This is a genomic window from Oligoflexia bacterium (assembly GCA_034439615.1).
In the GTDB taxonomy this organism is placed as follows: Bacteria; Bdellovibrionota; Bdellovibrionia; order JABDDW01; family JABDDW01; genus JAWXAT01.
The window spans coordinates 44,879-67,590 of the sequence record JAWXAT010000031.1; the positions used below are offsets into that span (position 1 = coordinate 44,879).

At 40.2% G+C, this 22,712-nt stretch carries 20 protein-coding genes; 8 read left to right on the top strand and 12 right to left on the bottom strand.

All coding sequences use genetic code 11. The annotated features are described in order from the left end of the window. Nucleotides 1-14 precede the first annotated feature (14 nt). Nucleotides 15-638 (bottom strand): hypothetical protein, encoded by a 624-nt coding sequence (locus SGI74_06950; GenBank protein ID MDZ4677234.1) that lies wholly within the window; start codon nt 636-638, stop codon nt 15-17. Nucleotides 639-733: 95 nt separating this feature from the next. After that, entirely contained in the window at nt 734-3,322 is a 2,589-nt protein-coding gene (locus SGI74_06955) for a pitrilysin family protein (protein ID MDZ4677235.1), read from the bottom strand. A gap of 69 nt (nt 3,323-3,391) precedes the next feature. Between SGI74_06955 and hemW the strand changes: the two genes are divergently transcribed. The 6 genes from hemW (at nt 3,392) to lon (ending at nt 11,521) form a co-directional block, all read left to right on the top strand. Then, nucleotides 3,392-4,561 carry a radical SAM family heme chaperone HemW gene (gene hemW, locus SGI74_06960; protein MDZ4677236.1) on the top strand — a complete coding sequence of 390 codons (1,170 nt, stop codon included), beginning with the start codon at nt 3,392-3,394 and terminating at the stop codon, nt 4,559-4,561. Nucleotides 4,562-4,631: 70 nt separating this feature from the next. Further along, entirely contained in the window at nt 4,632-5,156 is a 525-nt protein-coding gene (locus tag SGI74_06965) for a nucleotide exchange factor GrpE (GenBank protein MDZ4677237.1), read from the top strand. Then, complete coding sequence (gene dnaJ / locus SGI74_06970) at nt 5,156-6,286, top strand: molecular chaperone DnaJ (protein ID MDZ4677238.1); 1,131 nt, start codon at nt 5,156-5,158, stop codon at nt 6,284-6,286. Before SGI74_06965 ends, dnaJ begins: the two co-directional genes overlap by 1 nt. Continuing rightward, on the top strand, nt 6,283-8,277 hold the full coding sequence (locus SGI74_06975) for a penicillin-binding protein activator (protein MDZ4677239.1): 1,995 nt from the start codon (nt 6,283-6,285) through the stop codon (nt 8,275-8,277). The genes dnaJ and SGI74_06975 overlap by 4 nt, the downstream gene beginning before the upstream one ends. A gap of 193 nt (nt 8,278-8,470) precedes the next feature. After that, nucleotides 8,471-8,836 (top strand): RNA polymerase-binding protein DksA, encoded by a 366-nt coding sequence (dksA, locus tag SGI74_06980; protein MDZ4677240.1) that lies wholly within the window; start codon nt 8,471-8,473, stop codon nt 8,834-8,836. Nucleotides 8,837-9,085: 249 nt separating this feature from the next. Further along, nucleotides 9,086-11,521 (top strand): endopeptidase La, encoded by a 2,436-nt coding sequence (gene lon, locus SGI74_06985; protein ID MDZ4677241.1) that lies wholly within the window; start codon nt 9,086-9,088, stop codon nt 11,519-11,521. Here the strand turns inward: lon and SGI74_06990 are convergent. Further along, a complete protein-coding gene (locus SGI74_06990) occupies nt 11,518-11,994 on the bottom strand; it encodes a hypothetical protein (GenBank protein MDZ4677242.1) in 477 nt (158 codons plus the stop codon). The two genes, lon and SGI74_06990, sit on opposite strands and share 4 nt — an antisense overlap. 176 nt (nt 11,995-12,170) lie before the next feature. On the opposite strand from SGI74_06990, the gene SGI74_06995 reads away from it, so the two are divergent. Both SGI74_06995 and SGI74_07000 read left to right on the top strand, forming a co-directional pair. Next, complete coding sequence (locus tag SGI74_06995) at nt 12,171-13,367, top strand: patatin-like phospholipase family protein (GenBank protein MDZ4677243.1); 1,197 nt, start codon at nt 12,171-12,173, stop codon at nt 13,365-13,367. Nucleotides 13,368-13,556: 189 nt separating this feature from the next. Further along, entirely contained in the window at nt 13,557-15,038 is a 1,482-nt protein-coding gene (locus SGI74_07000) for a lytic transglycosylase domain-containing protein (protein MDZ4677244.1), read from the top strand. A 26-nt stretch (nt 15,039-15,064) separates the two neighbouring features. On the opposite strand, the gene SGI74_07005 is transcribed toward SGI74_07000, so the two are convergent. The 9 genes from SGI74_07005 to SGI74_07045 form a co-directional block, all read right to left on the bottom strand. After that, nucleotides 15,065-17,494: a hypothetical protein gene (locus SGI74_07005; GenBank protein ID MDZ4677245.1), complete on the bottom strand. Its 2,430-nt coding sequence runs from the start codon at nt 17,492-17,494 to the stop codon at nt 15,065-15,067. Nucleotides 17,495-17,558: 64 nt separating this feature from the next. Further along, the gene (locus SGI74_07010; GenBank protein MDZ4677246.1) at nt 17,559-18,017 is read right to left on the bottom strand and encodes a hypothetical protein; all 459 of its coding nucleotides are present in this window, start codon (nt 18,015-18,017) and stop codon (nt 17,559-17,561) included. A 1-nt stretch (nt 18,018) separates the two neighbouring features. Next, nucleotides 18,019-18,663, bottom strand: a complete 645-nt coding sequence (gene fsa / locus SGI74_07015; protein ID MDZ4677247.1) for a fructose-6-phosphate aldolase — start codon at nt 18,661-18,663, stop codon at nt 18,019-18,021. Nucleotides 18,664-18,713: 50 nt separating this feature from the next. Continuing rightward, nucleotides 18,714-19,220 carry a 2-amino-4-hydroxy-6-hydroxymethyldihydropteridine diphosphokinase gene (gene folK / locus SGI74_07020; protein MDZ4677248.1) on the bottom strand — a complete coding sequence of 169 codons (507 nt, stop codon included), beginning with the start codon at nt 19,218-19,220 and terminating at the stop codon, nt 18,714-18,716. Continuing rightward, complete coding sequence (dapB, locus tag SGI74_07025; protein ID MDZ4677249.1) at nt 19,213-19,923, bottom strand: 4-hydroxy-tetrahydrodipicolinate reductase; 711 nt, start codon at nt 19,921-19,923, stop codon at nt 19,213-19,215. The genes folK and dapB overlap by 8 nt, the downstream gene beginning before the upstream one ends. After that, nucleotides 19,920-20,834: a 4-hydroxy-tetrahydrodipicolinate synthase gene (dapA, locus tag SGI74_07030; protein MDZ4677250.1), complete on the bottom strand. Its 915-nt coding sequence runs from the start codon at nt 20,832-20,834 to the stop codon at nt 19,920-19,922. Before dapA ends, dapB begins: the two co-directional genes overlap by 4 nt. Continuing rightward, entirely contained in the window at nt 20,831-21,694 is an 864-nt protein-coding gene (dapF, locus tag SGI74_07035; protein ID MDZ4677251.1) for a diaminopimelate epimerase, read from the bottom strand. Before dapF ends, dapA begins: the two co-directional genes overlap by 4 nt. Beyond that, the gene (locus tag SGI74_07040; GenBank protein ID MDZ4677252.1) at nt 21,669-21,884 is read right to left on the bottom strand and encodes a lipoprotein; all 216 of its coding nucleotides are present in this window, start codon (nt 21,882-21,884) and stop codon (nt 21,669-21,671) included. Before SGI74_07040 ends, dapF begins: the two co-directional genes overlap by 26 nt. Then, a complete protein-coding gene (locus SGI74_07045) occupies nt 21,881-22,699 on the bottom strand; it encodes a hypothetical protein (GenBank protein ID MDZ4677253.1) in 819 nt (272 codons plus the stop codon). The genes SGI74_07040 and SGI74_07045 overlap by 4 nt, the downstream gene beginning before the upstream one ends. Between the last annotated feature and the right edge of the window lie 13 nt (nt 22,700-22,712).

Below are 22,712 nucleotides of genomic sequence, written 5' to 3' on the forward strand. Positions count from 1 at the left end.
AGAATCTCTCCTATTTAATTTTTTGAATTGCGCTCAGTAGATTGTCCGAAAGGAACAGTCGTGGGGAGTCCCTTTTCTTGCAACTGCTTACGCGCAAGCTCACTCCCCGTTCGAACATAGACTTCATAAAGTCGCAAGAGATTTTGATTGTTTTGAACAAATACCTCTTGGCTTACCTCTGTGAGTACATTTACAAAACCTGAAAATTTATTATGTAGTTCACCGTAGAGCTCTTGAAATGAATCTTCTTTAATTGCCCCCGAGAGACTTCGATAGGCGATTGCTCCCATTTCACGATAATAATCTAAATCAATAACCTTGCGATTAAGTGAATCTGCAAAAAACCCGCTGATATAGAGTGAAGTATCGCCAAGTTTTTTAAGTATTTTTACCTTTGCACTATCATCTAATTCTGAAGATTGCGCTTTCAAAAGTAGAACCGCCAAAGGCTCAGTGTCATTTGTATTTTCGTGAGTTTTATCAAATAGATTTGTAGTGATCATGTATCGAGCAAGCAGGTCTACAATGTAGTATTCTGCCACTTTTGACGCTTCAAAGCCTTGATGTGACATCGCCTCTGTCACACGTTCTTGAAAGTATTCCGAAGGTGCCGTGCACAAGGAAATCTTATTGGTCATGCCTTCCCCTCTACCTCTATTATACCAAGGGTTAAGGAGTAAAGTAAGCACCTTATATAGCTGAAAGCACTAGCCTTTTGTCTAAATTTTAATACTCACCAAGGTTGCTCTGGCCCCACGGCTACAGTGACATAGGGAGCATTAAAGAGGCGCTGGGCAACTCGCTGAACGTCTTGAGCTTTGAGCTCTTTAAGATGCTCTGCAAATCGAAATGTGTCCATGCAGTCAATTCCATAAAGTTCATCAAATAATATGGAAGAAGCCTGTGAACCATTGCGCTGAAGTCCTATGTGATTTTGACCAACAAGATAACGTTTTGCGCGCTCAACCTCATCATCACTGGGTGCTTTTTGCGTAATAAGATCTAATTCTTGATGAATCATCTTAATCGCTGTTTTACCTTTTTCAGGAGAACAACCAATATACACACCAAAATATCCGGTTTCGATTCCGTCCATGTGAACAGGTGAAACGGTGTAGGCAAGTGATGCTTTATCTCGAAGCTCTAAGAATAGACGCCCACCTTGCCCCGCCAAAATGGCTTGCAAGACTTGAAGTGCATAGCGATCGGGATCTTTAAAAGAAATTCCGCGATAACCAACAATAATATGGCTTTGTTCTTTTTCAGATCGTGAATAGGCGTGAATATTTTCTGTGAGTGGTGCGATATCAAAACGAGATTCTTGTTTTTGACCACGACCAATGCCCTTGCACATTTCTTGAAAAAATTTAAGTTGTTTATCTTCGTCAAAATCACCAACTGCTACAAAAACCGCGTTGTCTGAAGAAACTATTTTTTTCCAATGTTCTAAAATAGAATCTGTTCCGAGTTTTGAAATAGATTCGTTTGTGCCCAAGAGATCACGTCCATAGGGATGATCTTTAAATATTTTATCCATGAATATTTGTCCGGCAACACTTGAAGGGTGATCACCGCGCGTACGCAAATGTTCTTTTTGTATCGAAGCTTCTCTTAAAACAGCTTCTTGTGGAAATATTGGATTACTCAACACATCTTCAAAAAGTGTTAAGGCGCGCTCTTCATGAATCTTTAAAGATTCAAGAGTCATTCCAATACTATTACGTCCGCCAAAAGCTGAAATGCTTCCCGCGCAATCTTCTATGATTGAGGCGGTTTCACTTTCTGTGTAGCGGCGAGAACCAGATGTCCAGGTGTTTGAAAGGAGTGTTGTTACTCCCTGATTATGATCTTTCTCAAGTCTTACGCCTCCTAAAAACCCAGCTTTAATATGCACGATTGGAACTTCGGGGTTTCTTTTTAAAACCACAAGTGCGCCATTTGGTAGTCTGTGTTTTACAATTTTACTGTGATGAACAGACATTTTTAAAGGCACTTTAAGTGTTTGGCTTTTTTGTACTTTTTCTTTATCAACAGAAACTTTTTGTTTTTGCGAAGTCTTTAACTGTTTTAATAAGGCCTTTACCTGTTCTTGAAATTTCTTTTTTGGAAGTACCGATGTTTCTTTTTTATGAATCATCAAGGTCACGCTGCTTCTCTCAGGCGAAAGATACTTACGAGCAACGCGCAATATGTCTTTAGGTGTGAGTGCTTGAACTTGCTTAAGATATCGCTGAATATACTCTGGATCATTCAGTAACGTTTGAAACATACCTACTTTTCGAGCAAGGCCGTCTACTGTCTCCAGAGAAAAAATCTCTTCGGCCTCTAAATTAAGTCTGGCGCGACTAAGCTCGCCTTGGGAAATAGTGTGAGATAAAATGTATCCTAATTCTTGGGTAATAATATCCATTGTTTCAGAAATATTTTCGGCTTTTGCATTTACCCCAATAACAAAAAGGCCTTCGTCTAAGGGGTTAAAACTCCCGGCACTTACGCCCATGACCAAAGATCTTTCAAGGCGTAATCTTTTAACAAGACGTGAACTATCGCCTTGACCCAAAATACACCCAAGCACATCAAGTGCTGCAACATCTGCATTTTTAGCAGCAGGTACACGAAAAGCAATATTAAGTGCGGCCTCTTGAAATTCAGTGGTGAGATAATCAACGCGGGGCTGCTTTTGCGGTGATTCTTTTTTACGTGCGATTTTTTTCAGTGAATGAGCTTTAAACGCACCATAGTATTTTTCAATTTGTTTTTTAATTTCAGTCTTATCAAAATCCCCCGTTACAACCAAAGTCATGTTTGTAGGCACGTAACGTGATTGATAATATTTCACAAGCGTCTTAGGTTTTACTTTTTTAATATTTTTTGCGTACCCAATAACAGGAATTCCGTAGGGATGTTTTTTAAACACCGTTGAAAATAATCTTTGCATCGAAATGCTATGTGGATTGTCAAAGGATCGTTTAATTTCTTCTAATACAACTTCTCGCTCTTTATCTATTTCAACTGGATCAAATTTTGGGAAACCCATCATTTCAGCAATACAATCAAGCCCTACATCAAGCTCTTCTTTTGACATAGTAACGTGAAAAACTGTGTGATCAAAAGTAGTGTACGCGTTTAGTTCACCACCTGAGCTTTCAACGGTTTTTGCAACTTCTCCAACTCCAAATTTACTTGTTCCTTTAAAAACCAGATGCTCAATGAAATGACTAATACCTTCTTCGTCTTTTTTTTCATCAGCACTGCCAGTTTTTACCCACATTTGCACAGCGACTACGGGTGCTTTATGAGATTCAACAAGTAAAACTTTCAACCTATTCTTCAATTGAAATCGTGTGAGCATTGCAGTGGATATCCCTTCATGTTGCTAGTATAACAGGCCATGGCTTTTGGTGTTTACGTCCATATACCCTATTGTCTTCAACGTTGCGTCTACTGTGACTTTGCTACTTACGAGTTTTCTCAAATTCTCGAGCCCCAATCTTATGTTGAACTCGTGAAAAAAGAAATCACTTCGCGCGCCTCAGTTATTCATCCACGAAAACTCGATACACTTTATTTTGGTGGAGGAACACCATCACTTCTTGAGCCTTCTCAGCTTATCGAAATAATCAACACATTGAAAGAAAACGGTTTTGAACTCTCAAAATCGTCTGAAGTAACTATTGAGATCAATCCGGCAACTCTGACGCAGAAAAAACTCGAAGCACTGATTAAAGGTGGATTCAATCGCTTTTCAGTTGGAGCGCAATCCTTCAATGATCGGCTTTTAAAGATTGCTCACCGCAAGCATTCTGCACAAGACACGCGTGACACGTTGAGTCTTTTAAATTCTTATAAATTAAATTTTTCAGTGGATGTTCTTTTTGCGCTTCCGACTCAAACCTTAGACGATCTCGCCCATGATTTAGATGAGATCCAGCATTTTAATCCACCGCATGTTAGCCCCTATTGTTTAACAGTTCCTGAATCAAATCCAATGGCAAAAAACCGCCCGCAAGATGAAGTTCAAATCGAAATGTTTTCACTTATTGAAACTAGACTTCTAAAGCATGGTCTTAATCGCTACGAAATAAGTAATTTCGCAAAACCGGGTTTTGAGAGCCGGCATAATCTACTTTATTGGAATGACGACGAGTACTGGGGCATTGGTCTTTCAAGTCATAGTTATCTCCACCGCTTTGAATGGGGCAGTAGATTTTGGAACCCACGCTCAATCAATGACTATGTAAAACAAATTGAACAGCAAGATTCAAAACCGTGGACATTAGACGGTTTACCTAACGAAAGTGGCGAAAGGCTTAAGGAACATCAAGCCTTGACTGATTTTTTTCATATTTCATTACGTCGCGCTGAGGGTTTTAAGCCAGAAAATTTTGAGCGTAAGTTTAGCCGCCCACTTCAGAGCATTGCAGCAAAACCCTTAGAAAAGCTTTTAAACAAGCGACTCCTCATTGAGAATGATAACGGTTATGCACTGAGCCCTGAGGGAATTCTTCTTTCAAATCATGTCTTTGAAGAACTCACCTTTTTACAGCCTTTAATCAGATAATTAAGCCTCGCGGCATTGACAAAATTCCCTCCTGAAATCATATTGATATGAGTTTAAGAAATGAGGTTTTATGAGTGATCCCAAGGATGACGCAAACGATAACGTGACCGCTTTGCCTGTTAAAGACATACCTACTGAAAGCGATCCGGCAAAAAATGAGCTTGAAGAGTTAAAAAAGCAAAACCTCTATTTAAGAGCTGATTTTGATAATTATCGAAAGCAAATGATTAAAGAACGCTCTGATCTTATTAAGTTTGGTTCTGAGCCCGTTATCAGAGAGTTTTTAAACGTATTAGACAATCTTGAACTTGCGGCAAACACAGAACTTACAACTGAGAGTCTTGAAAAATATAAAAGTGGTATTCAAATGATCATTGCTCAATTTAGTAAATCTTTAGAGCGCTTTGGAGTTGAAGCCGTCGATGCAAAAGGACAAATATTTGACCCTACAATGCATGAGGCTCTAACTTCATCAAACAACCCGGATCTCCCGCCCAATGTAGTTACACAAGTCTTTAAAAAAGCTTACAAGCTCAACGGAAAAATTATTCGCCCCGCACAAGTCGTTGTTAACACTCCCCAGAAAGAAGGGTAATTACTTTGGCCAAGCGAGATTATTACGACGTACTTGGAGTCCAACGCACGTCCGGTGCTGACGAACTTAAAAAGGCGTATCGCAAACTTGCACTTCAATTTCATCCTGATAAAAATCCAGACGACAAAGGTGCAGAAGAAAAATTTAAAGAAGTTTCTGAGGCCTATGACGTCTTAAGTGACGCTAAAAAAAGACAGATGTATGATCAGTTTGGCCATGCAGCTAGTGGTGCCGGAGGTTTCGGCGGCGGTGGTGGCTATGAATACAACTCCGGTGGTTTTCAAGACCTCTTTAACGATGTCTTCGGAGATTTTTTTGGCGGCCAAAGAGGCGGACGCTCACGAGATCCTCGCAAACAAAGAGGAGCTGATCTTCGATATACTCTTACTGTAAGTTTTGAAGATGCTGGAGTTGGTTGTGAAAAACAAATCAGCTTTATGAGAAATCGTTCATGCACAACATGTAAAGGTTCGGGAAGTAAATCTGGGGAAACACCTACACCGTGTGTACAATGCGGTGGAGCCGGTGAGGTCAGATTTCAACAAGGTTTTTTTGCTGTGTCACGCCCATGCCCACAATGTCATGGCGAGGGAACGGTAATTAAAAACCCTTGTAATACTTGTCGTGGAGCACGTGTTGTTCAAACTCCAACAAAATTAGCAGTGAGTGTCCCCGCAGGTGTTAACACGGGTCAGCGCTTAAAACTAAAAAGCGAGGGTGATGAAGGCCCACAAGGCGGACCTCCTGGAGATTTATATGTCGTGATTCAATTGGCCCAGCATGTATTGTTTGAAAGACAAGATGATGAAATTATGTGTGAAGTTCCATTAAGTTATTCTGAGGCAGCACTTGGAACCGAAATAAGCGTTCCAACTCTCAATGGTCAAGTTTCACTTAAGATTCCTCACGGCACTCCAAGTGGGAAAACATTCCGCGTTAAAGGAAAAGGGTTTCCTCACCTAGGTGGCTACGGCGCAGGAGATCTTTTTGTTAGAGTTGTAGTAGATGTTCCTGCTAGCCTTAATAGTGAGCAAAAGGATCTCTTGAAAAAACTTGAAACTGCTACTCAAGAAACTCCAATGAAAAAAGAGTATAAAGAAAAAATCAGGAGCTTAAAAAAAACCCCATGAAAACAAAATCAACTTTTATCTTATTGAATTTTTTTGCACTTATATTCATAAGTGGTTGTTCCACCACACCTGAAGTTAAAAAAGTAGCACCCGAGCAAGCCACAGCCCTTCAAGCCAAAGAATTTAATGAAGCTGAGCAACTTTATAAAAAAAAGAAAACACCACTTGCTAGTAAAAAGTTACAAACTTTTATTCAGAATTATCCAAATACCGAATACACAGATGATGCAGCTTACTACTTAGCAATCATTTACTACGACCAAGGTGACTATTTCAAAGCTGCAAGATATTGGCTTTCAATTGTTGATGGTACTCGTGCAAGTCAATATTACGATCAATCAATTGTTGGTGCCGCCAATGCTCAAACTCAGTTGGCTCGCTACGATGAAGCGCTTGAGCTTCTTAAAAAATTTCGCATAAAAGACAACACTGACAACGCCTTAGCCATTCAAGCTCTTGAACTTTCTTCTCGCCTAAAACTTCAAAAAGGAAACAGTCCGGGGGCGGCTCTTGATCTCATGTCTGTGGCTGATTTGAAGGAAAACCAACAAGACAAACAACTTCTTTGGACAAAGGTCGCCGATATTATCAACGGCAATATGTCGCAAAAACAATTAGATGAAATCATTGGAAATGAAAAATTCTCACGCCTCGAGCCACAAGCCCGTTATCGACTAGCAACTTTGCACTTTGATCAAAAAAATTGGTCTACAGCGAGAAAACAATTTGTTGTGGTGGCAGAAAAATTTCCCAACACAGAATTTTCTAAACGCGCTCAGCAATACTTAAGTACGATTGATGCTTTAGAGCGTACTGATGCCACAAGCGTAGGAGTTGTATTGCCATTGAGTGGAAAACATTCACAAATGGGTTACAAGACTCTTCGTGGAATACAAATGGGAATGGGTCTTTTTAATAAATCGAGTGATTCACCAATAAAATTAGCCATAATTGATAGCGAGGGTAACGCTGACGTTGCAAGACGTGGTGTTGAAAAACTAGTGAGCCAAGATCATGTTGTTGCTATCTTGGGTGATATTGTAAGTAAAACAGCTCAAGCTGTGGCGATTAAAGCTCAAGAGTTAGGTGTGCCTTGTATTACTCTCACACAAAAACAAGGCATCACAGAGATTGGTAATTTTATTTTTAGAAGCACCCTCACACCCGACGCACAAATGCAGTCACTTGTTGATGTGGCTATGACTCAACGTGGTTACAAACGTTTTGCGATTATTTTTCCTAACGATTCTTACGGTACAGAATACGCGACCGCTTTTTGGGATCATGTCCTTATTCGAGGCGGACAAGTAATGGCGGCGCAAACCTATCGTCCTGAAGAAAAAGATTTTCGAGACGTCATTCAGCGCCTAGTTGGCACTTACTACGCTGAAGATGATCGCGGAAAAGAACTTTCTCTACGACTTGCGGCTTGGCAAAAAGAACAAACAAGTAAATCAGCGCGAGAAAAACCTCCAAAAGATTTACTACCTCCTGCAATTGATTTCGATGCGATTTTTATTCCTGATAGCCCAAAAACAGTTGGTCAAGTGGCTGCCATGCTTGCCTATAATGATGTAAATAAAATTCCTTTATTGGGTACAAATCTGTGGAATTCACCTCAATTCATCGAGCGCGGTGGTAAATTTATTGAAAATTCTTTATTTATTGATGATTATTTTCAAGCCGATTTAAGTCCGTTTATGAAGCGTTTCACCACTGATTTTAATTCTCAATTTGGATACAAACCTGATGTCTTCGAAGCACAAGGTTATGATGCGGCTTCACTGCTTGATAACGTTCTCAAAGGCATGGGGTACTCAACGACAAGAGTGGCTCTGAGAGATCGTTTGCTGTCAGCAACAGGTGTGAACGGAGCCACGGGTCCTCTCAAAATGTCTTACCTTCGCGAAGTGGAAAAATCTTTGATTCCACTAACCGTCATCAAGGGTCAAATAGTCAAATCAGATAACACGGTAGGGGCGGCGCAATAAACGCACCGCAACAATAAATCCGTTGGAAAATTATATAGTTACGCATTATTTGCGTGACAAAAATACTCCTCGCGACTACAAATCTTACAAAGTCTGTTTTGTATATTTGTAAGCAATACAGTCTTCGGGGGATAAGCAGTACAAGGATGTAGCAGTAGAAGTTTCCATATTTTCGCTTCGGGGAGGGGATACCATGCGTGCGAAAGAGCTGGAACGTTTTAAGAAGTTGCTTCTGACTCAAAAAGCAGAGCTGCTAAATAACAGCAGAAAACTTTTGAAAGAAGAAGCTCAACACAACCAGGATGATCTTGCTGATGAGACGGATCTTGCAGCTAGTGAAGTCCACCAAAATCTGACGCTTCGTCTTCGAGACAGAGAACGTCTTTTAATTCAAAAAATTGAAAGCGCTCTTGGAAAAATCGAAGTCGGATCGTACGGCGTTTGCGAGGAATGTGAAGAGCCAATCGAGCCGAAGCGCTTAGAAGCGCGTCCAGTAGCCACTTTGTGCATTGCCTGTAAAGAGGTTGAAGAACACAAAGAAAGAGTTTTTGCTTATTAATTAATAACTAGGCTTATATCCTAGGCAAATAAAAAAACCAGACTTTCGATATGAAGGTCTGGTTTTTTTATTTTCATCAATGCTTTCATACATGAAATACTCTGACACACTGATCGCGAGTTCAAATACCTCGTTTGTTAAAAATTATTTTCAGCCAAGCCCTTATAATCTGAATTATTTTCTAAAGATTCGAACTTTCATCTCCGATGAGTTTAATGAGACAACTTTACTCTCCTCGGAGGCTAGACAATGACGTTCGACGATAAAGCGCTTGAGATTCCAGAAACAATGCCAATGCTTCCTGTTAGGGATATTGTAGTTTTCCCTTACATGATCTTGCCACTATTTGTGGGTCGTGAACCTTCTATCAAAGCGGTCGAAGATGCATTAGCAAAAAACAGGCTAATCTTTCTGGCTTCACAAAAAGAGCTCACTGAAGAAAATCCTTCACCTGAGTCAATTTATGAAGTCGGAACAATCGCAATGATCATGAGAATGCGAAAGCTCGCAGACGGGCGCGTAAAAATTCTCATTCAAGGTGTTGCAAAAGGTAGAGTTGAAAAATTCACTCAGACCGCACCAAGTTTTATAGTAAAAGTTAAAAAAATCGATGAAAACGCACTCTCTGCTCCTTCAATCGAAATTGAAGCGATGATCAGAAATGTAAAAGAGCATCTTGAAAAAATCATCTCCCTTGGAAAAATGCTTTCACCTGACATCCTCATGGTACTTGATGATGTAGGTGATCCCGGAAGACTTGCTGACCTTGTCGCAAGTAATCTAGGTCTTAAAGTTCAAGAAGCTCAAGCGATCCTTGAAACACTTGATCACAAAGAGCGTCTCCGTCGTGTGAATGATCTCTTAGTAAAAGAACTTGAATTATTGGCAATGCAAGCGCGCATCCGCTCACAAGCAAAAGATGAAATGACTCGCTCGCAAAAAGAATACTTCTTACGCGAGCAAATCAGAGCCATCAAATCTGAACTTGGTGAACAAGATACAAAGTCTGAAGAAATCGATGAATTACGTGAAAAAGTTGAAGCTTGTCACATGCCTGAGCACGCCGAAAAGGAAGCTCTTAAGCAATTGTCACGTTTAGAGAGAATGCACCCTGATGCTTCTGAAGCAACAATGGTACGTACTTACATAGACTGGCTCGTGGATCTTCCTTGGTCAAAAAACACTGCAGATAATTTTGATCTCCAACGTGCCAAAGAAATTCTAGACGAAGATCATTTTGATCTAAGAAAGATTAAAGATCGCATCTTGGAATTTATGGCTGTTAGAAAATTAAAATCCCGCATGAAGGGTCCGATTCTTTGTTTCGTAGGCCCCCCAGGTGTAGGTAAAACTTCTCTTGGCAAAAGTATTGCTCGCTCCATGGGTCGTGAATTCGTTCGCATCTCCCTTGGCGGAGTAAAAGATGAAGCTGAGATTCGCGGTCACAGACGTACATACGTAGGTGCCATGCCCGGTCGGATTGTTCAGGGTTTAAAGCAAGCTCAAACAAACAATCCTATTTTCATACTCGATGAAATTGACAAACTCGGAAGTGATTTTAGAGGCGACCCCTCATCAGCAATGCTTGAGGTTTTAGACCCCGAACAAAATCATTCATTTCGCGATCATTATATAAATATTGATTTTGATCTTAGCAACGTAATGTTTCTCGCAACTGCTAACGTTTTAGAAACCATTCCTCAAGCTTTACGCGATAGAATGGAAATCATCCAACTATCTGGTTACAGCGAAGAAGAAAAATTGATCATCGCACGCAAGTACTTGATCAAGAAACAGATGGAAGAAAACGGCGTTACAGATAAAAACATTGAATTCAAAGATGAAGGCACAAAACGCATCATCGGCGGATACACACGAGAAGCTGGTTTGAGAAATCTCGAACGCGAAATTGGAAGCGTTTGCAGAAAGATCGCCCGCGGAGTTGCCGAAGGCAGCACCGAGAAAACCATCATCAACCAAAAATCTGTTGAGAAACTCTTGGGTCCTCCAAAATACATCCGCGAAGATGAATTGGAGAGAAACGAGATTGGCGTTACAACGGGTCTTGCCTGGACTCAATTTGGCGGAGAAATCCTCTACATTGAAGCTTCAAAAATGAAGGGCAAAGGCGGACTTACATTAACAGGTCAGCTTGGCGATGTAATGAAAGAATCAGCAACAGCCGCAATGAGTTTTGCACGAGCTCACGCTAAAGATCTTGGCATCTCAGAAGATTATTTTGCAGAGCATGATATCCACGTACATATTCCCGCAGGTGCTATTCCCAAAGATGGTCCTTCGGCTGGTATCACACTTGCCACTTCGATCATTAGTTTACTTACAGATAATCCTGTAAGAAAAGATGTTGCAATGACAGGTGAACTTACACTTTTAGGAAAAGTACTTCCTATCGGTGGGTTAAAAGAAAAATCTCTCGCGGCAATGCGACAAGGCGTAAAAGACGTAATTATTCCTTTTCGCAATGTGAAGGACTTGGAAGAAATTCCCGAGGAATTCAGAAAGAAACTGAATTTTATTCCGGTGAAAAATCTTTCTGAGGTTTTGGCAGTAGCTCTTGAAAAGAAGATCACTTCATTAAAGACTGCTGGTCAAGATCCTGGTTCAACAATTGGCTCACGCGGTGCTAAGCAACGCAAAGGTCGATTAGTTGCGGGTGCGGCTTAACCGCCGAAAAAAATATCATCCGGTGAGGGTAACTGTGTACGTGGTGCTTCGGCGCCACGTGTTCTATTTACTTGGTCTTCTAAAATTCGAACAAGCATGCGTAAATCAACGACTTCTTCTTTGAGAAGAGAAATTTGCTCTTCTTTTTCTTGCAAAATTTTTGCGTAAGCTGCTTTGAGTTCTTCAACGAGTCGGTTTGCAGAAGTTAAGACTGACGCTTCAACGAACGTAGATGTTTGCAAAGAGGCAGATTGTGTTTCTTGGTGAAAATTTTGTGTAGATTGAGACGTGGGTTTAGATTGTTGTTGAGGTTGAGTCACACGCACATCGTCAATTTCATCAGCTATTAAATATTTACCATTTTCTTGCTTAAAATTAATGGTACTAGACTTGATGCGCCGCCTTAAAGTCGACAAACTTATGCCATACTTTGCTGAGTAACTGAGTAACGGTAACCATTGAGTAGATGCCATAACACCCTCCGACTACTCAAGCTTAACATGTGAAAAACCTTTGTAAACTCAAAATTGAGTATTCACTAGACCAGACCATGGTGGGTACTCAATAAATATGGATTATGGTGGTACTTTAGAAAAATACACGGATAAAATATATAACTGCGGTGTGATTTACTCTAACTTGAGGCCTTATGCTGAAGCTTAAGAATAAAAAGAAAATTGCTCTAGTCTTAAGCGGTGGTGGCGTGAAAGCCGCGGCATTTCATATTGGGGTTTGTTTAGCACTTCAAGAAAAAGGATTTAAATTTATTGGTGGCACCCACGAACGCGTGGAAGAAAGCCCTCACCTCCATGATCCCCTAGCCATTAAAACTTATGTTGGTTCAAGTGCAGGGGCTTTTATATCTTCTATTTTAGCATCTGGTCATTCAATTGAAAATATTATTGAAAGTTTTCAAATGGGTGCTGGGCTCATAAAAAAACCTGTGCGTAAAACAAAATTTAAAGCCATGTCTTATTTCGACATGTTTTCACTAAACGCCCCTTCATTTGGCGGAATGTATAACTACCTCTTTAAAAATAAATCTCTAATCACCGGTGGCATTGAAACGATTTTAAAAAACAAACTAAAACTTGATGGTATTTTTACTGCACGAGGCATTGAAAAATACATGCGTAAATATGTACTCCCCACAAATTCATTTAGTGAATTGGGTGTTGAGTTTTTTGCCATTGCCACACATTTAAATCATTCACGAAAAGCTGTGTTTGGGCCTCTACCAACACAGACAAAAGATCCCGAAGTTAGTTATATCAACTATGCTCCCATTAGTGATGCGGTAGCCGCATCGATTAGCTTACCTCCCGTATTTACTCCGTATCCCATTAAAGATCTGACGGGTGACCCGATTTATTATTTTGACGGAGAAATTAGAGACACTCTTTCAACACATGTTGCAAGTGATGTGGGTGCTGATCTTGTTATTTCAAGTTATTCTATTCAACCTTATCACTACACACCTGAAGTCGGCTCACTGAGTAATTTTGGTCTTCCGATTATTATCAACCAAGCATTGTATCAAGTCGTAGAGCAAAAAATAATTAAGAGCATCCAGGCTCGTGAAAATGTGCGCAGCATGATTAATACTGTTGCAGGGTATTTTAAAGAAAATGGGTTGCCGCCAGAACATGCTGAGCGTTTAGTTGAAATACTTGCTAAAAAAGCCAACTTTCGTAGAGAGGTGGATTATATTTATATTCATCCTCAATCACAAAACTACGAAATGTTTTTTGTAGATCATTTCTCACTTAACCCAGAGATATTAAGTCGTATCGTAAAAATTGGCTTTAAAAGCGCTATAAACGCCCTTCGCAAATACGATGTATAAACCCCTATATTTGAATTAGCCCCTAAATCCACCTCAATTGACCGACCAGAAAGTTCCGTACAAGCGTCTATTTCTTAGACGGTTTTAATACCGTTCAAACTAATTAAGTATTTGTAATTGCTGTGTATTTTATTATAACCAATGGCACTGCCCTTGCTCTAATAGGGGGTAACAATGGGGAGTGATTTAATGAGAATTATAAGAGAGTTATTAACAGGTATAATCCTCTACATAGCGATTCCAGCAACCATTCTTTATGGCGCTTTTGTTGTTAGCGATAAAGAGGGTGATCGTATTGCAAATGCATTCACTTTTTTGCAGAGTGATCTCGTTAAGCCCGCACTAGAAAGCGCTCCTATTGCTGAAGCACAAATTGACGCTCGTGAAGTTAAAATTGTTGAGACTGTAAATAAAATTGATATTCAAAAGAAGCTTGATCTTGAAGATGACATTAATAAAATTCCTCTTGAATTTGTTGATCACGCTTTAAATACTGATGACGTTTTAAGTGATAGACTTAATCGCTTATCCCCAGAATTTAAAGTGCCCGCTGTATTACGCGATCGCGTTAAATTCTGGTTTGATATTTACACAAAATATTCTTCAAGATTTTCAGTAATCCATCATCAACAATATCCATGGATCATCTTCGCCGTTGTTGATGCGCGCAATATCTACGCACAACCCACAAGCAGATTCACCAAAGACGCAAACGAAAGAAATTCAATAGCAAACGCAAAAAATAATATTAGAAATCTTTTAACAAACTTAGCGAGCAAAAAGAAATACACAAAACTCTCAGCAGAAGAATTTCGACTTTATAAACTCTTAGAAAGTGTTCCTGGAAAAAGACAACAAGTGTTTAAAACCGCAGCTTATAATGTGCGTGATCAACGTGGTCAGAAAAATTATTACAGAAGTGGCATTGTCCACAGCTCTAAATATATAAATGAAATGGAAGAAATATTTGCCCGCTACGATCTTCCCGTTGAACTCGTTAGATTACCACTTGTTGAGTCAAGCTTTAATGAAGCAGCACAAAGCAAAGTTGGAGCAAGTGGAATTTGGCAATTTATGGTGGGCACTGGCACTTATTACTTAAAAGTTGGCGATCAAATTGATGAAAGAAACTCACCCATTAAAGCAACCGAAGCTGCCGCAAAATTAATGCTCAGTAACTTTAAAATTCTTCGATCCTGGCCGCTCGCCGTTACAGCTTATAACCATGGCCCCGGTGGACTCTTTCGCGCTAAGAAACAACTTCGCACCACAGCGCTCTCTGAGATCATTAAAAAATATAAATCTCCTTCATTTGGCTTTGCATCAATGAATTTTTATTGCGAATTTTTAGCAGCACTTCATGGCGAAAAGTATCAAGATGAAATTTTTGGAACAATGGATAAACATCTCCCCTTAGAGGCAGATACAATTGATCTTAAATACAGCATGCGTGCGCGCACTTTGACAGACATCGTAGGCATCACAATGGAAGAGCTTAAGCTTTATAATCCTGATCTTAAGAACAAAACAATAGCCGCCAATACTTATTTGCCAGTGGGTTACCATATTCGATTACCTGTTGGCCGAAAAGCGCGAATGGAATTGTTTCATCAACAAGCTGAAGACGCACACAGTATTGTTAATGATTTGGATCGCAAGAACCGAAGCTAAGATCTATTTGAATCGCAAAACAGCAATTAAGGTCTAAGCGGCATAGATAGTACGTTTAAAACTCCAGCCTCAGATACAAATATACGTGAAGCGACTATTTCACCTTCAGCTGACGTGATCACCAAGGTGTGAACTCCAGGCTTTAGATTCGTGATGATGAATCCACCACCGCCAGCAACACCCTCAATACTATCAGGTTGAATTTTACCTGTATTATCAAAGTAGAGCGTATTTTCATTTACAGAGTCACTGCTCTTGCTATCTAAGGCGACATGAAATGCCGGGCCATTTACATAGCCAAGGATTATACCTTTTTGTTCATCATATTTTAAACCCATATTTCTAAACTGATCTGAGAGCCAAGATTTTTTAAACATGTACATATCGATTTTTTTACTTTGGGTGCGCGCCACGGCTTCTCGTGAAATAAAATATTCAGGTCCCGCATTAGCATCTACAAATAAAACCGGATCTGTACTTGGAATCTTTAAATTAAATCCATTTTGACCTGAAACCGCTGTCTTTGAAGTACCAACGACACTTACCTGGGCTTGAACTGTTTGTTGTTTTACGGGGTCATAAACACGTCCCTGAATTTGCATTACCTTCATATTTATTTCAGCATACGAAACCATCGTTGGCGCAACACTCACCACTGTTGATGGTAACTCTTGATTTTGAATTTGTGACATCACAACGTGAAGACCAGGTTTTACCTTTATGAATGCATAAAGTCCGTTATCGGATGTTGCTCTCATGTTTTTATCAGGAATGTGTAATGCATTAAAATATATTGGACCAATGGCATCAGGCGATGACAATCCCACTGAAACACCGGCGATTGGTTTGCCCTTACGCTTAACCTTGCCCCAGATTACACCAAGCTCTGTGTTATTTGCTGAATGGCCGGTAATATCAAAAAAGCTTTGAAGCATTTTTTCTGAAAATACAGGAACTCGTGGTTTTTGGTTTCCTTCAACCATGACTCTTGTTCCCCAATGGTCTGGCGCATATCCATCAAGAAAGAATGTCGAATCAGAGCTGAGTCCACCGAGCCTGAAGTTTCCTTTAGCGTCTGCAACTTCTCTTACAGCCGCTGGGGCAAAAAGTTCTGCCTCTTTTACCGGAATGAAATTCTCATCAACACTATACGCGCTAAAGATTTGGCCCTTAATGAGTGAGTTTTGCGGTTCAATGATAATTTTTACGCCCTCAAGCATTCTCTGCCCAGGCTGACCAACATCTGTTAAATCAAAATCACCCCGACCCAAAACTCGCGTTGTATCATCTATTAATGTGGCAATAATTTTACCGGCCTGAAGAGTGGGGGTTTCAATAACGAACTCGCCCGTTGAATAGTCAACCAATGCAGGTCTGGTATGATTACCAGTTTTCCATTGAATATCCAGTTTTGTGCTATTACCAGTTGCCGCTAATCCACCCATAAGTTCTACGCGTCCAACAATTTTATGACTAATCTCTTGAGTAGTCTCTACAGCGGGGGTTGGGGCCTCATCTACTTTTTTTGCGAAGAGTTGGTCATTAACCTTTTCATCGGTTAAAAAACTTGTGTCAGATTTTTTTCCACCATCATTTGATGACGCATCATTTGTTTTATGAATTTCAGGGGCTTTGGGCTGGTTTAACGCTGCAATCCTCCAAACATCTTTTTTGCTAGGCCCATCTATAATGATTTGATCGCTAGAACTTTCAGGTTCTGAAACTTTTGATTTTTTAGTATCAGCGATCTTCTCTGATGTTGTATTTGGAATAATTACTTTAAGTTGTGGATCCACAATCTTCGGTGGCGCCTCTTCACCTGTGGGCAGTGAACGCATCACTGCTGGTGCTTTAAGAGGTTCTTCAACTTCATCGCGAATGGTACGCACTGAGTTTTGTGCATCATTCACAATAGTGGGATTTGCTTGCGCCAATTGAATCTTCTTAATGTCAGCTTTTGGCTCAGACATAATTTCTGTTAAGGCTCTTACTTGCAATAATCTCATTGGCCCCTTAGGCCTAACAACCAATTCTTTTTGTGCAGGTACTGCAACAACCAGTTTGGTGAGATCATTGATGCTTGTGATATTTGTGTCATTAGCGTTTGCTGAATAAGATTTATGGGAAATAGATTTTTGAGAGATGTGCGCAAAAAATCTCGCATAGCGCTTAAGCTTCGGCCAAGCAGCATTTACTCCGGCTATGAGCGCAATGGATCCTTTTTCTACAATAAACTCTTGTGTTGGTTCTGTTTGTACAACGGGGAGTCTTTCATCTTCAAGTGCAGCTAGTGGAGGTGCACTCTTTGAAAATGAAATAGTGAGGCCTTCATCAACATTGAAATGTCTAAAATCATAATTTGCAGTTTTAACAGGAATAGAAAGAAGAACAGAAATGCTCAAGCCAAGCAAAACCGCTGAGCTGTTAAAAGATTTACTTCTTTGATGTACGAGCACTGTTTGCAATCTCTTAACCTTCCATAGTCAGAGAGAAGCTTTGAATATCTATCTATTAATCTTGCTAGAAAGGACGGAAATCGTCAATGAAGTTTTTGTATTGTCCGCGACGTTCAAGAGTAGCCGAGATATTACTTAATAGCTTTTTGGCTAGTCCATTGTCAGAACGAATTCTTGAATAGTCACTATCACTAGGTTGTTCTTTTCCAACTACCTGAGCGCCCTCAATGTCCACAGACACATCTATAGTATAAGGCCTACGATCACCGGAAACCTCGACTTTAGCGCGACCACGCTGACGCACAATATTCCCATCAGATTCATTTTCTTGCTTAACCACAAATGGTCGAGAAAAAAATGTTCGTCCATTTTCACTTTTACGCTGAATACCCATAGTTAATTGCGACTCAACAGCACTATTTATAGCCGCCAAAGAATAGTCTAGTTCTGCTTTTTGTGAAGAGCTACAGGCACATAAGACCAGCATGAACACTGGAGCGAAAAACCTTAAGGTTTTTAACATTTTACTTAGGAACCTTTTCCCAATCTTTTAAGAATAATTGAATGCCTTTGTCAGTTAATGGATGACTTGAAAGTGATTTAATTACAGAGAGAGGCATGGTGGCAATATCTGCTCCTGTGAGAGCTGCATCAAGCACATGAATAGGGCCGCGAACACTGGCAACGAGGATCTCTGTTGAATAGTCATAATTATCAAAAATCTTTCTAATTTGACTAATCAACTGCATACCCACAGCGCCAACATCATCTAATCTGCCAACGAATGGACTTACATAGCTTGCACCCGCTTTTGCACAAAGAAGCGCTTGAAGTGGGCTAAATATCAAGGTGACGTTAGTCTTTATACGATCAGCCGCAAATTGCTTTACCGCTTTTACGCCCTCAATACCCATGGGAATTTTAACTACAATATTGTCATGAATTTTTGCGAGCTCACGGCCTTCGGCTATAATTTTATCTGCTTCAAGACTAATTACTTCCGCAGAAATGGGGCCATTTACCGCATTGCAAATATCTTTAAGCACTTCACGAAAGTCGCGTCCTGTTTTTGCTACAAGTGTAGGATTTGTTGTAACCCCATCACATAGCCCCATGGATAGAGCTTCTTTAATGTCTTTAATGTCTGCACTGTCTATATAGATTTTCATGGCGCCTCCGGCTCAAGCTTTTCGAAGACTTAGATGTAGATTGGCTGGGCTTAAAAATCAAGTAGGGTCTTGCCGTGAGCAAAGAAAGTTCCCCATCCTGGCCAATAAACATCATGAGCTAGGTCTTTGGCATTTTTATTCAAAATCGGGTGATTCCAATCGGGTTTAATTTCAGACAGTGGAATCATAACAAAAGCCCGACTATAAGCGTCGGGGTGGGGGAGAGTTAGTTGGGGCGTCATGATGACCTCTAATTCAAAAGCAATAAGGTCACAATCAATGGAGCTATAGTTAAACCGTTCATTATCTTGGGTATCGGTAAGTTGTCTTTCCGTCTCTTTTAAAAACTGCATAAGCTGAAAGCTATTCATGTCGGTTTCAAGTTCGATGCAACAATTAAGATACGGGTCTCGGCCATCGCCGGCACGTGGATAAGTCTCATAGATTTCACTGATTGATAAAATTTTATTAGAAAAAGAAATGCGCTCTAAAGCTTGCTTAAGCATGTCTTTTCGATCGCCTAAATTTGAACCTAGACTGACGATTGCCCTACCCATTAAAAAGCATATCTTTCATTGAGTACATTCCTGGTTTTTTACCCTTAATCCATTGAGCAGCTTTAAGTGCACCTCGAGCAAAAATCGATCTATCAGTGGCAGTATGTTCAAAACTGAGCCATTCGCCGTCTGCATAAAAATTAACTTTATGAACACCAAAAATTTCACCACCACGCAGACTTACGGGCTCACCAATTTTAATTTTGCGGCCCTTAGGAATACTGGCTTTGACTTCATTTAATAAAAATTTTGCCGTACCACTGGGCCGGTCTTTTTTATGACGATGATGGGTCTCTTCAATTTCTATTTCTGTAGCTGAGAATGTTTTTAAAAATTCTTTAAATACTCCCGCTAGTGCATTGATACCCAAACCCATATTTGCACTTTTAAAAATCGCTGTTTTTTTAGATGCCTTTTGAATTGATTTTTCTTGAGACTCTTTTAGGCCCGTGGTGCCAGTAATAAGGGCTACTTTGTTTTGCGCGCACCATTTGGCGATTTGAACGGTTCCCTCGGGGCTTGAAAAATCGATAACGACATCGGGAAAATATTTTTTAAGATTCCCAAGTGTGACAGCGGATTTTGCATCTATACTGGCGCATAAATTTAATTTTGTTTCTTTACAGATTAGGTTTACGAGTTCTTTACCCATGCGACCTGATCCGCCAAAAACAGCCACCTGTATTTGGGCACTTGTTTTCACAATGACCCCATTTTTCTTAATACATCTAGCATTGGCTTATGAAACTTTTTATCAAGCTCCACTAACGGCAACCGCAGTTCACCTGATTCAATAATTCCCATTTCTTTCATAGCCCATTTCACAGGAATTGGATTTGCCTCACAAAAAAGAAGATCACACACTTCTTTTATCTCACTGGTTAGTTTATCAACCACTTCACTTTTTTTACCCAACTTAAAACTCTCACGCCCAGCTTCTGCAGCCTTCACACACCAGCTGGGTACAACATGCGAAAGAACACTAATTACACCTTGAGCACCGTAAGCCATCGCTTCAGTGAAGGTTCCATCATCGCCAGATAAAATCATAAAATCTTTTGGGCATATTTTTTTCAATTTTTTAATCACCTCTATATCCCCAGCAGCCTCTTTAACACCCACGACATTCTCATTGGCCATTGCAATTTCTAAAACCGTTTCGGGTTCCATCTTAAGCGATGTGCGAGAGGGTACGTTGTATAAAATGATCGGAAGTTTTGTGGATTGAGCAATTGCCGCATAATGTTTCACAAGCCCACGTTGTGGAGGCTTATTGTAATAGGGTGTCACGGTCAGTAGACCACCGGGTTTTATTTTTTCAAATACACTGGCAAGATAAATGCTCTCTTGTGTGCTAAATGTGCCGTTTCCTACAATGACCGGAACTTGGCCTGAAATTTCAGTAATAACAAAATTTAAAAGTTTTGTTTTTTCTTCTAAACTCAAGGTTGTTGATTCGCCGGTGGTTCCGCAAACAACAAAACCTTCAATGCCATTATCAATTTGAAAACGTAAAAGTGTTTTTAGTGAATTAAAATCTATTTCCCCATTCTTAAAGGGTGTAATAAGTGCCGTTGTAACACCTTCAAAAAAATGACTTAAAACACCGCTCACAAAAGTGCCTCCGGCTTAATTTCACCTTCACAAATAAAACGCGCCTCACCGGCTAGTGTGGCAAAACTTAAATCTGAATCTGTATCAACGTGAAGCATGCCACCAGGCACTTTCACTTCTACCGAGCCCTTCATTCCGCCAAGCACGGCCGCAGCAACTGCCGCAACGGCACCGGTGCCACAAGCTAGCGTTATACCCTCTACACCGCGTTCATAAGTTGCAGATTGAATTGTTTTTTCACCGATGACTTCGTAAAAGGTAACGTTGGCTCCATTTGTTTTTTCAAAGAGCTCATGATTACGCAGATAACTACCCATTTCTTTTAGATAGTCTCCCTCCCAATCATCTGTTTGCTTAACGACATGTGGTACACCTGTGTTTACATAAAAAATATCAAGGGAAGCACTTCCTACCGGTACTTGCAAAAATTTTTCTAATATCGCAGGCTTTGGCATTTCAACCTCTACCATTCCGTTGGGCTTCACACGTGCGTTTACTACCCCAGCTACTGTCTCAAAACTTGTTGTACGATCGCTGATGTTTTTTTCAAGTGCGTAGCGAGCAACACATCGAGCGGCGTTGCCACACATGTCAGCCGGGCTTCCATCTGCATTGTAAAAATCCCATTTAAATGCGACGTGCGCTTTTTTAGATTTTTCAATAAATATAATTCCGTCTGCACCAACGCTAAAATGTCTTCGACATAAAGATTGCGCCAGTAATTTACGATCAAATTTGGGGAATGTTTTTTCGCGAGCATCGAAAATAATAAAATCATTTCCCGTACCCGTCATTTTAGTAAAATGAAGTCCGGGGCTAGATTCAGTTTTAGTTTTACTCGTTGTCGTTTTCTTGTTCATCTTTTTGCTCAATTGCTGGCGCTTTGCGCTTTGGAACAATAGACGAATCAACCTCTTCGCCCTTAAACAATGGTTTACCACGCCCAATTTCCGCTGGTGTTGCGGGAGGGACTGGATCACCCTTAACGCCGCATCCGACCAGTGCCGCAACGCAAACACAGATCAAAAATAATTTTTGAATTAACTTCATGGAGCTAACCTCTTCTCAGCCTCTAGCTGCTTCGAACAAAGATTGAGTTCTCGCTCGTACTTCATTGAGCTTTTATCTTTGCAGAGATTCACATATTTCGTCAAAAGTTTCTGCGCCTCGATTTTCTCTTTAATCAGAGATAGATAGTAATACGGCTCAGGAAAGCGTGGATCTTTATGAACGGCCCCTTCAAATGCTTTTTTGGCATCATGTTTAAGCGTTAGCTCGTAAAGTGCATGGCCACGATCTTTTTGAGTCTGGGTTGATGTGTCATTATATTCCTTAGCTAACAAGTCAGCTTGCTCTATGGCTTCTTTCCACTTTTCTTGCGCCACAAGAATCATCAAATAATCTTTTTGTAATTCAATATCAATGGGACACATTTGAATTGCGCGCTTATGTTCAACTAATGCAAGAGCTGTTTTTTTTAATTGTACCTGCGATATTATTAACATGTGCAAAACATCGGTATTTCCTTTTTCAAGTTCATCGGCTTCTTGAAATTTTTCAAGTGCGTCTGCGTATTTTTGTTGAGCGAATAACTCCTTGCCCGATAAATGAGCTCGAAACCCTTCGTCTGTATAAAAGAGTTTTGATAGCTGAAGAAGTTTTTCGCGTAAAACGGGGGTATCTGCTGTTGACGCTTTTTTCAAATTTCTTTGAAGTACGTTACTGGCCAATATTCGATCATGATTAAGCGAAAGATTTTCAGCCTCTCGCAAAATCCGCTGAAGTGGCATTGCCGAATTAGCGCTTGATGACAGAGCCAACACAAGTGCGAAATTAAAAATAAGCATGGCGATTATTTTTTTCATATGACTTATTGTC

Bases quoted from the DNA above. Each gene is read 5' to 3' on its own strand.
- fsa (MDZ4677247.1), bottom strand. From the start codon at position 18,663: ATGAAAATCTATATAGACAGTGCAGACATTAAAGACATTAAAGAAGCT.
- SGI74_07040 (MDZ4677252.1), bottom strand. From the start codon at position 21,884: ATGAAGTTAATTCAAAAATTATTTTTGATCTGTGTTTGCGTTGCGGCA.
- dksA (MDZ4677240.1), top strand. From the start codon at position 8,471: ATGCGTGCGAAAGAGCTGGAACGTTTTAAGAAGTTGCTTCTGACTCAA.
- SGI74_06965 (MDZ4677237.1), top strand. From the start codon at position 4,632: ATGAGTGATCCCAAGGATGACGCAAACGATAACGTGACCGCTTTGCCT.
- SGI74_07000 (MDZ4677244.1), top strand. From the start codon at position 13,557: ATGAGAATTATAAGAGAGTTATTAACAGGTATAATCCTCTACATAGCG.
- SGI74_06995 (MDZ4677243.1), top strand. From the start codon at position 12,171: ATGCTGAAGCTTAAGAATAAAAAGAAAATTGCTCTAGTCTTAAGCGGT.
- lon (MDZ4677241.1), top strand. From the start codon at position 9,086: ATGACGTTCGACGATAAAGCGCTTGAGATTCCAGAAACAATGCCAATG.
- SGI74_07045 (MDZ4677253.1), bottom strand. From the start codon at position 22,699: ATGAAAAAAATAATCGCCATGCTTATTTTTAATTTCGCACTTGTGTTG.
- folK (MDZ4677248.1), bottom strand. From the start codon at position 19,220: ATGGGTAGGGCAATCGTCAGTCTAGGTTCAAATTTAGGCGATCGAAAA.
- SGI74_07010 (MDZ4677246.1), bottom strand. From the start codon at position 18,017: ATGTTAAAAACCTTAAGGTTTTTCGCTCCAGTGTTCATGCTGGTCTTA.
- SGI74_06950 (MDZ4677234.1), bottom strand. From the start codon at position 638: ATGACCAATAAGATTTCCTTGTGCACGGCACCTTCGGAATACTTTCAA.
- SGI74_06990 (MDZ4677242.1), bottom strand. From the start codon at position 11,994: ATGGCATCTACTCAATGGTTACCGTTACTCAGTTACTCAGCAAAGTAT.
- hemW (MDZ4677236.1), top strand. From the start codon at position 3,392: ATGGCTTTTGGTGTTTACGTCCATATACCCTATTGTCTTCAACGTTGC.
- SGI74_06975 (MDZ4677239.1), top strand. From the start codon at position 6,283: ATGAAAACAAAATCAACTTTTATCTTATTGAATTTTTTTGCACTTATA.
- dapF (MDZ4677251.1), bottom strand. From the start codon at position 21,694: ATGAACAAGAAAACGACAACGAGTAAAACTAAAACTGAATCTAGCCCC.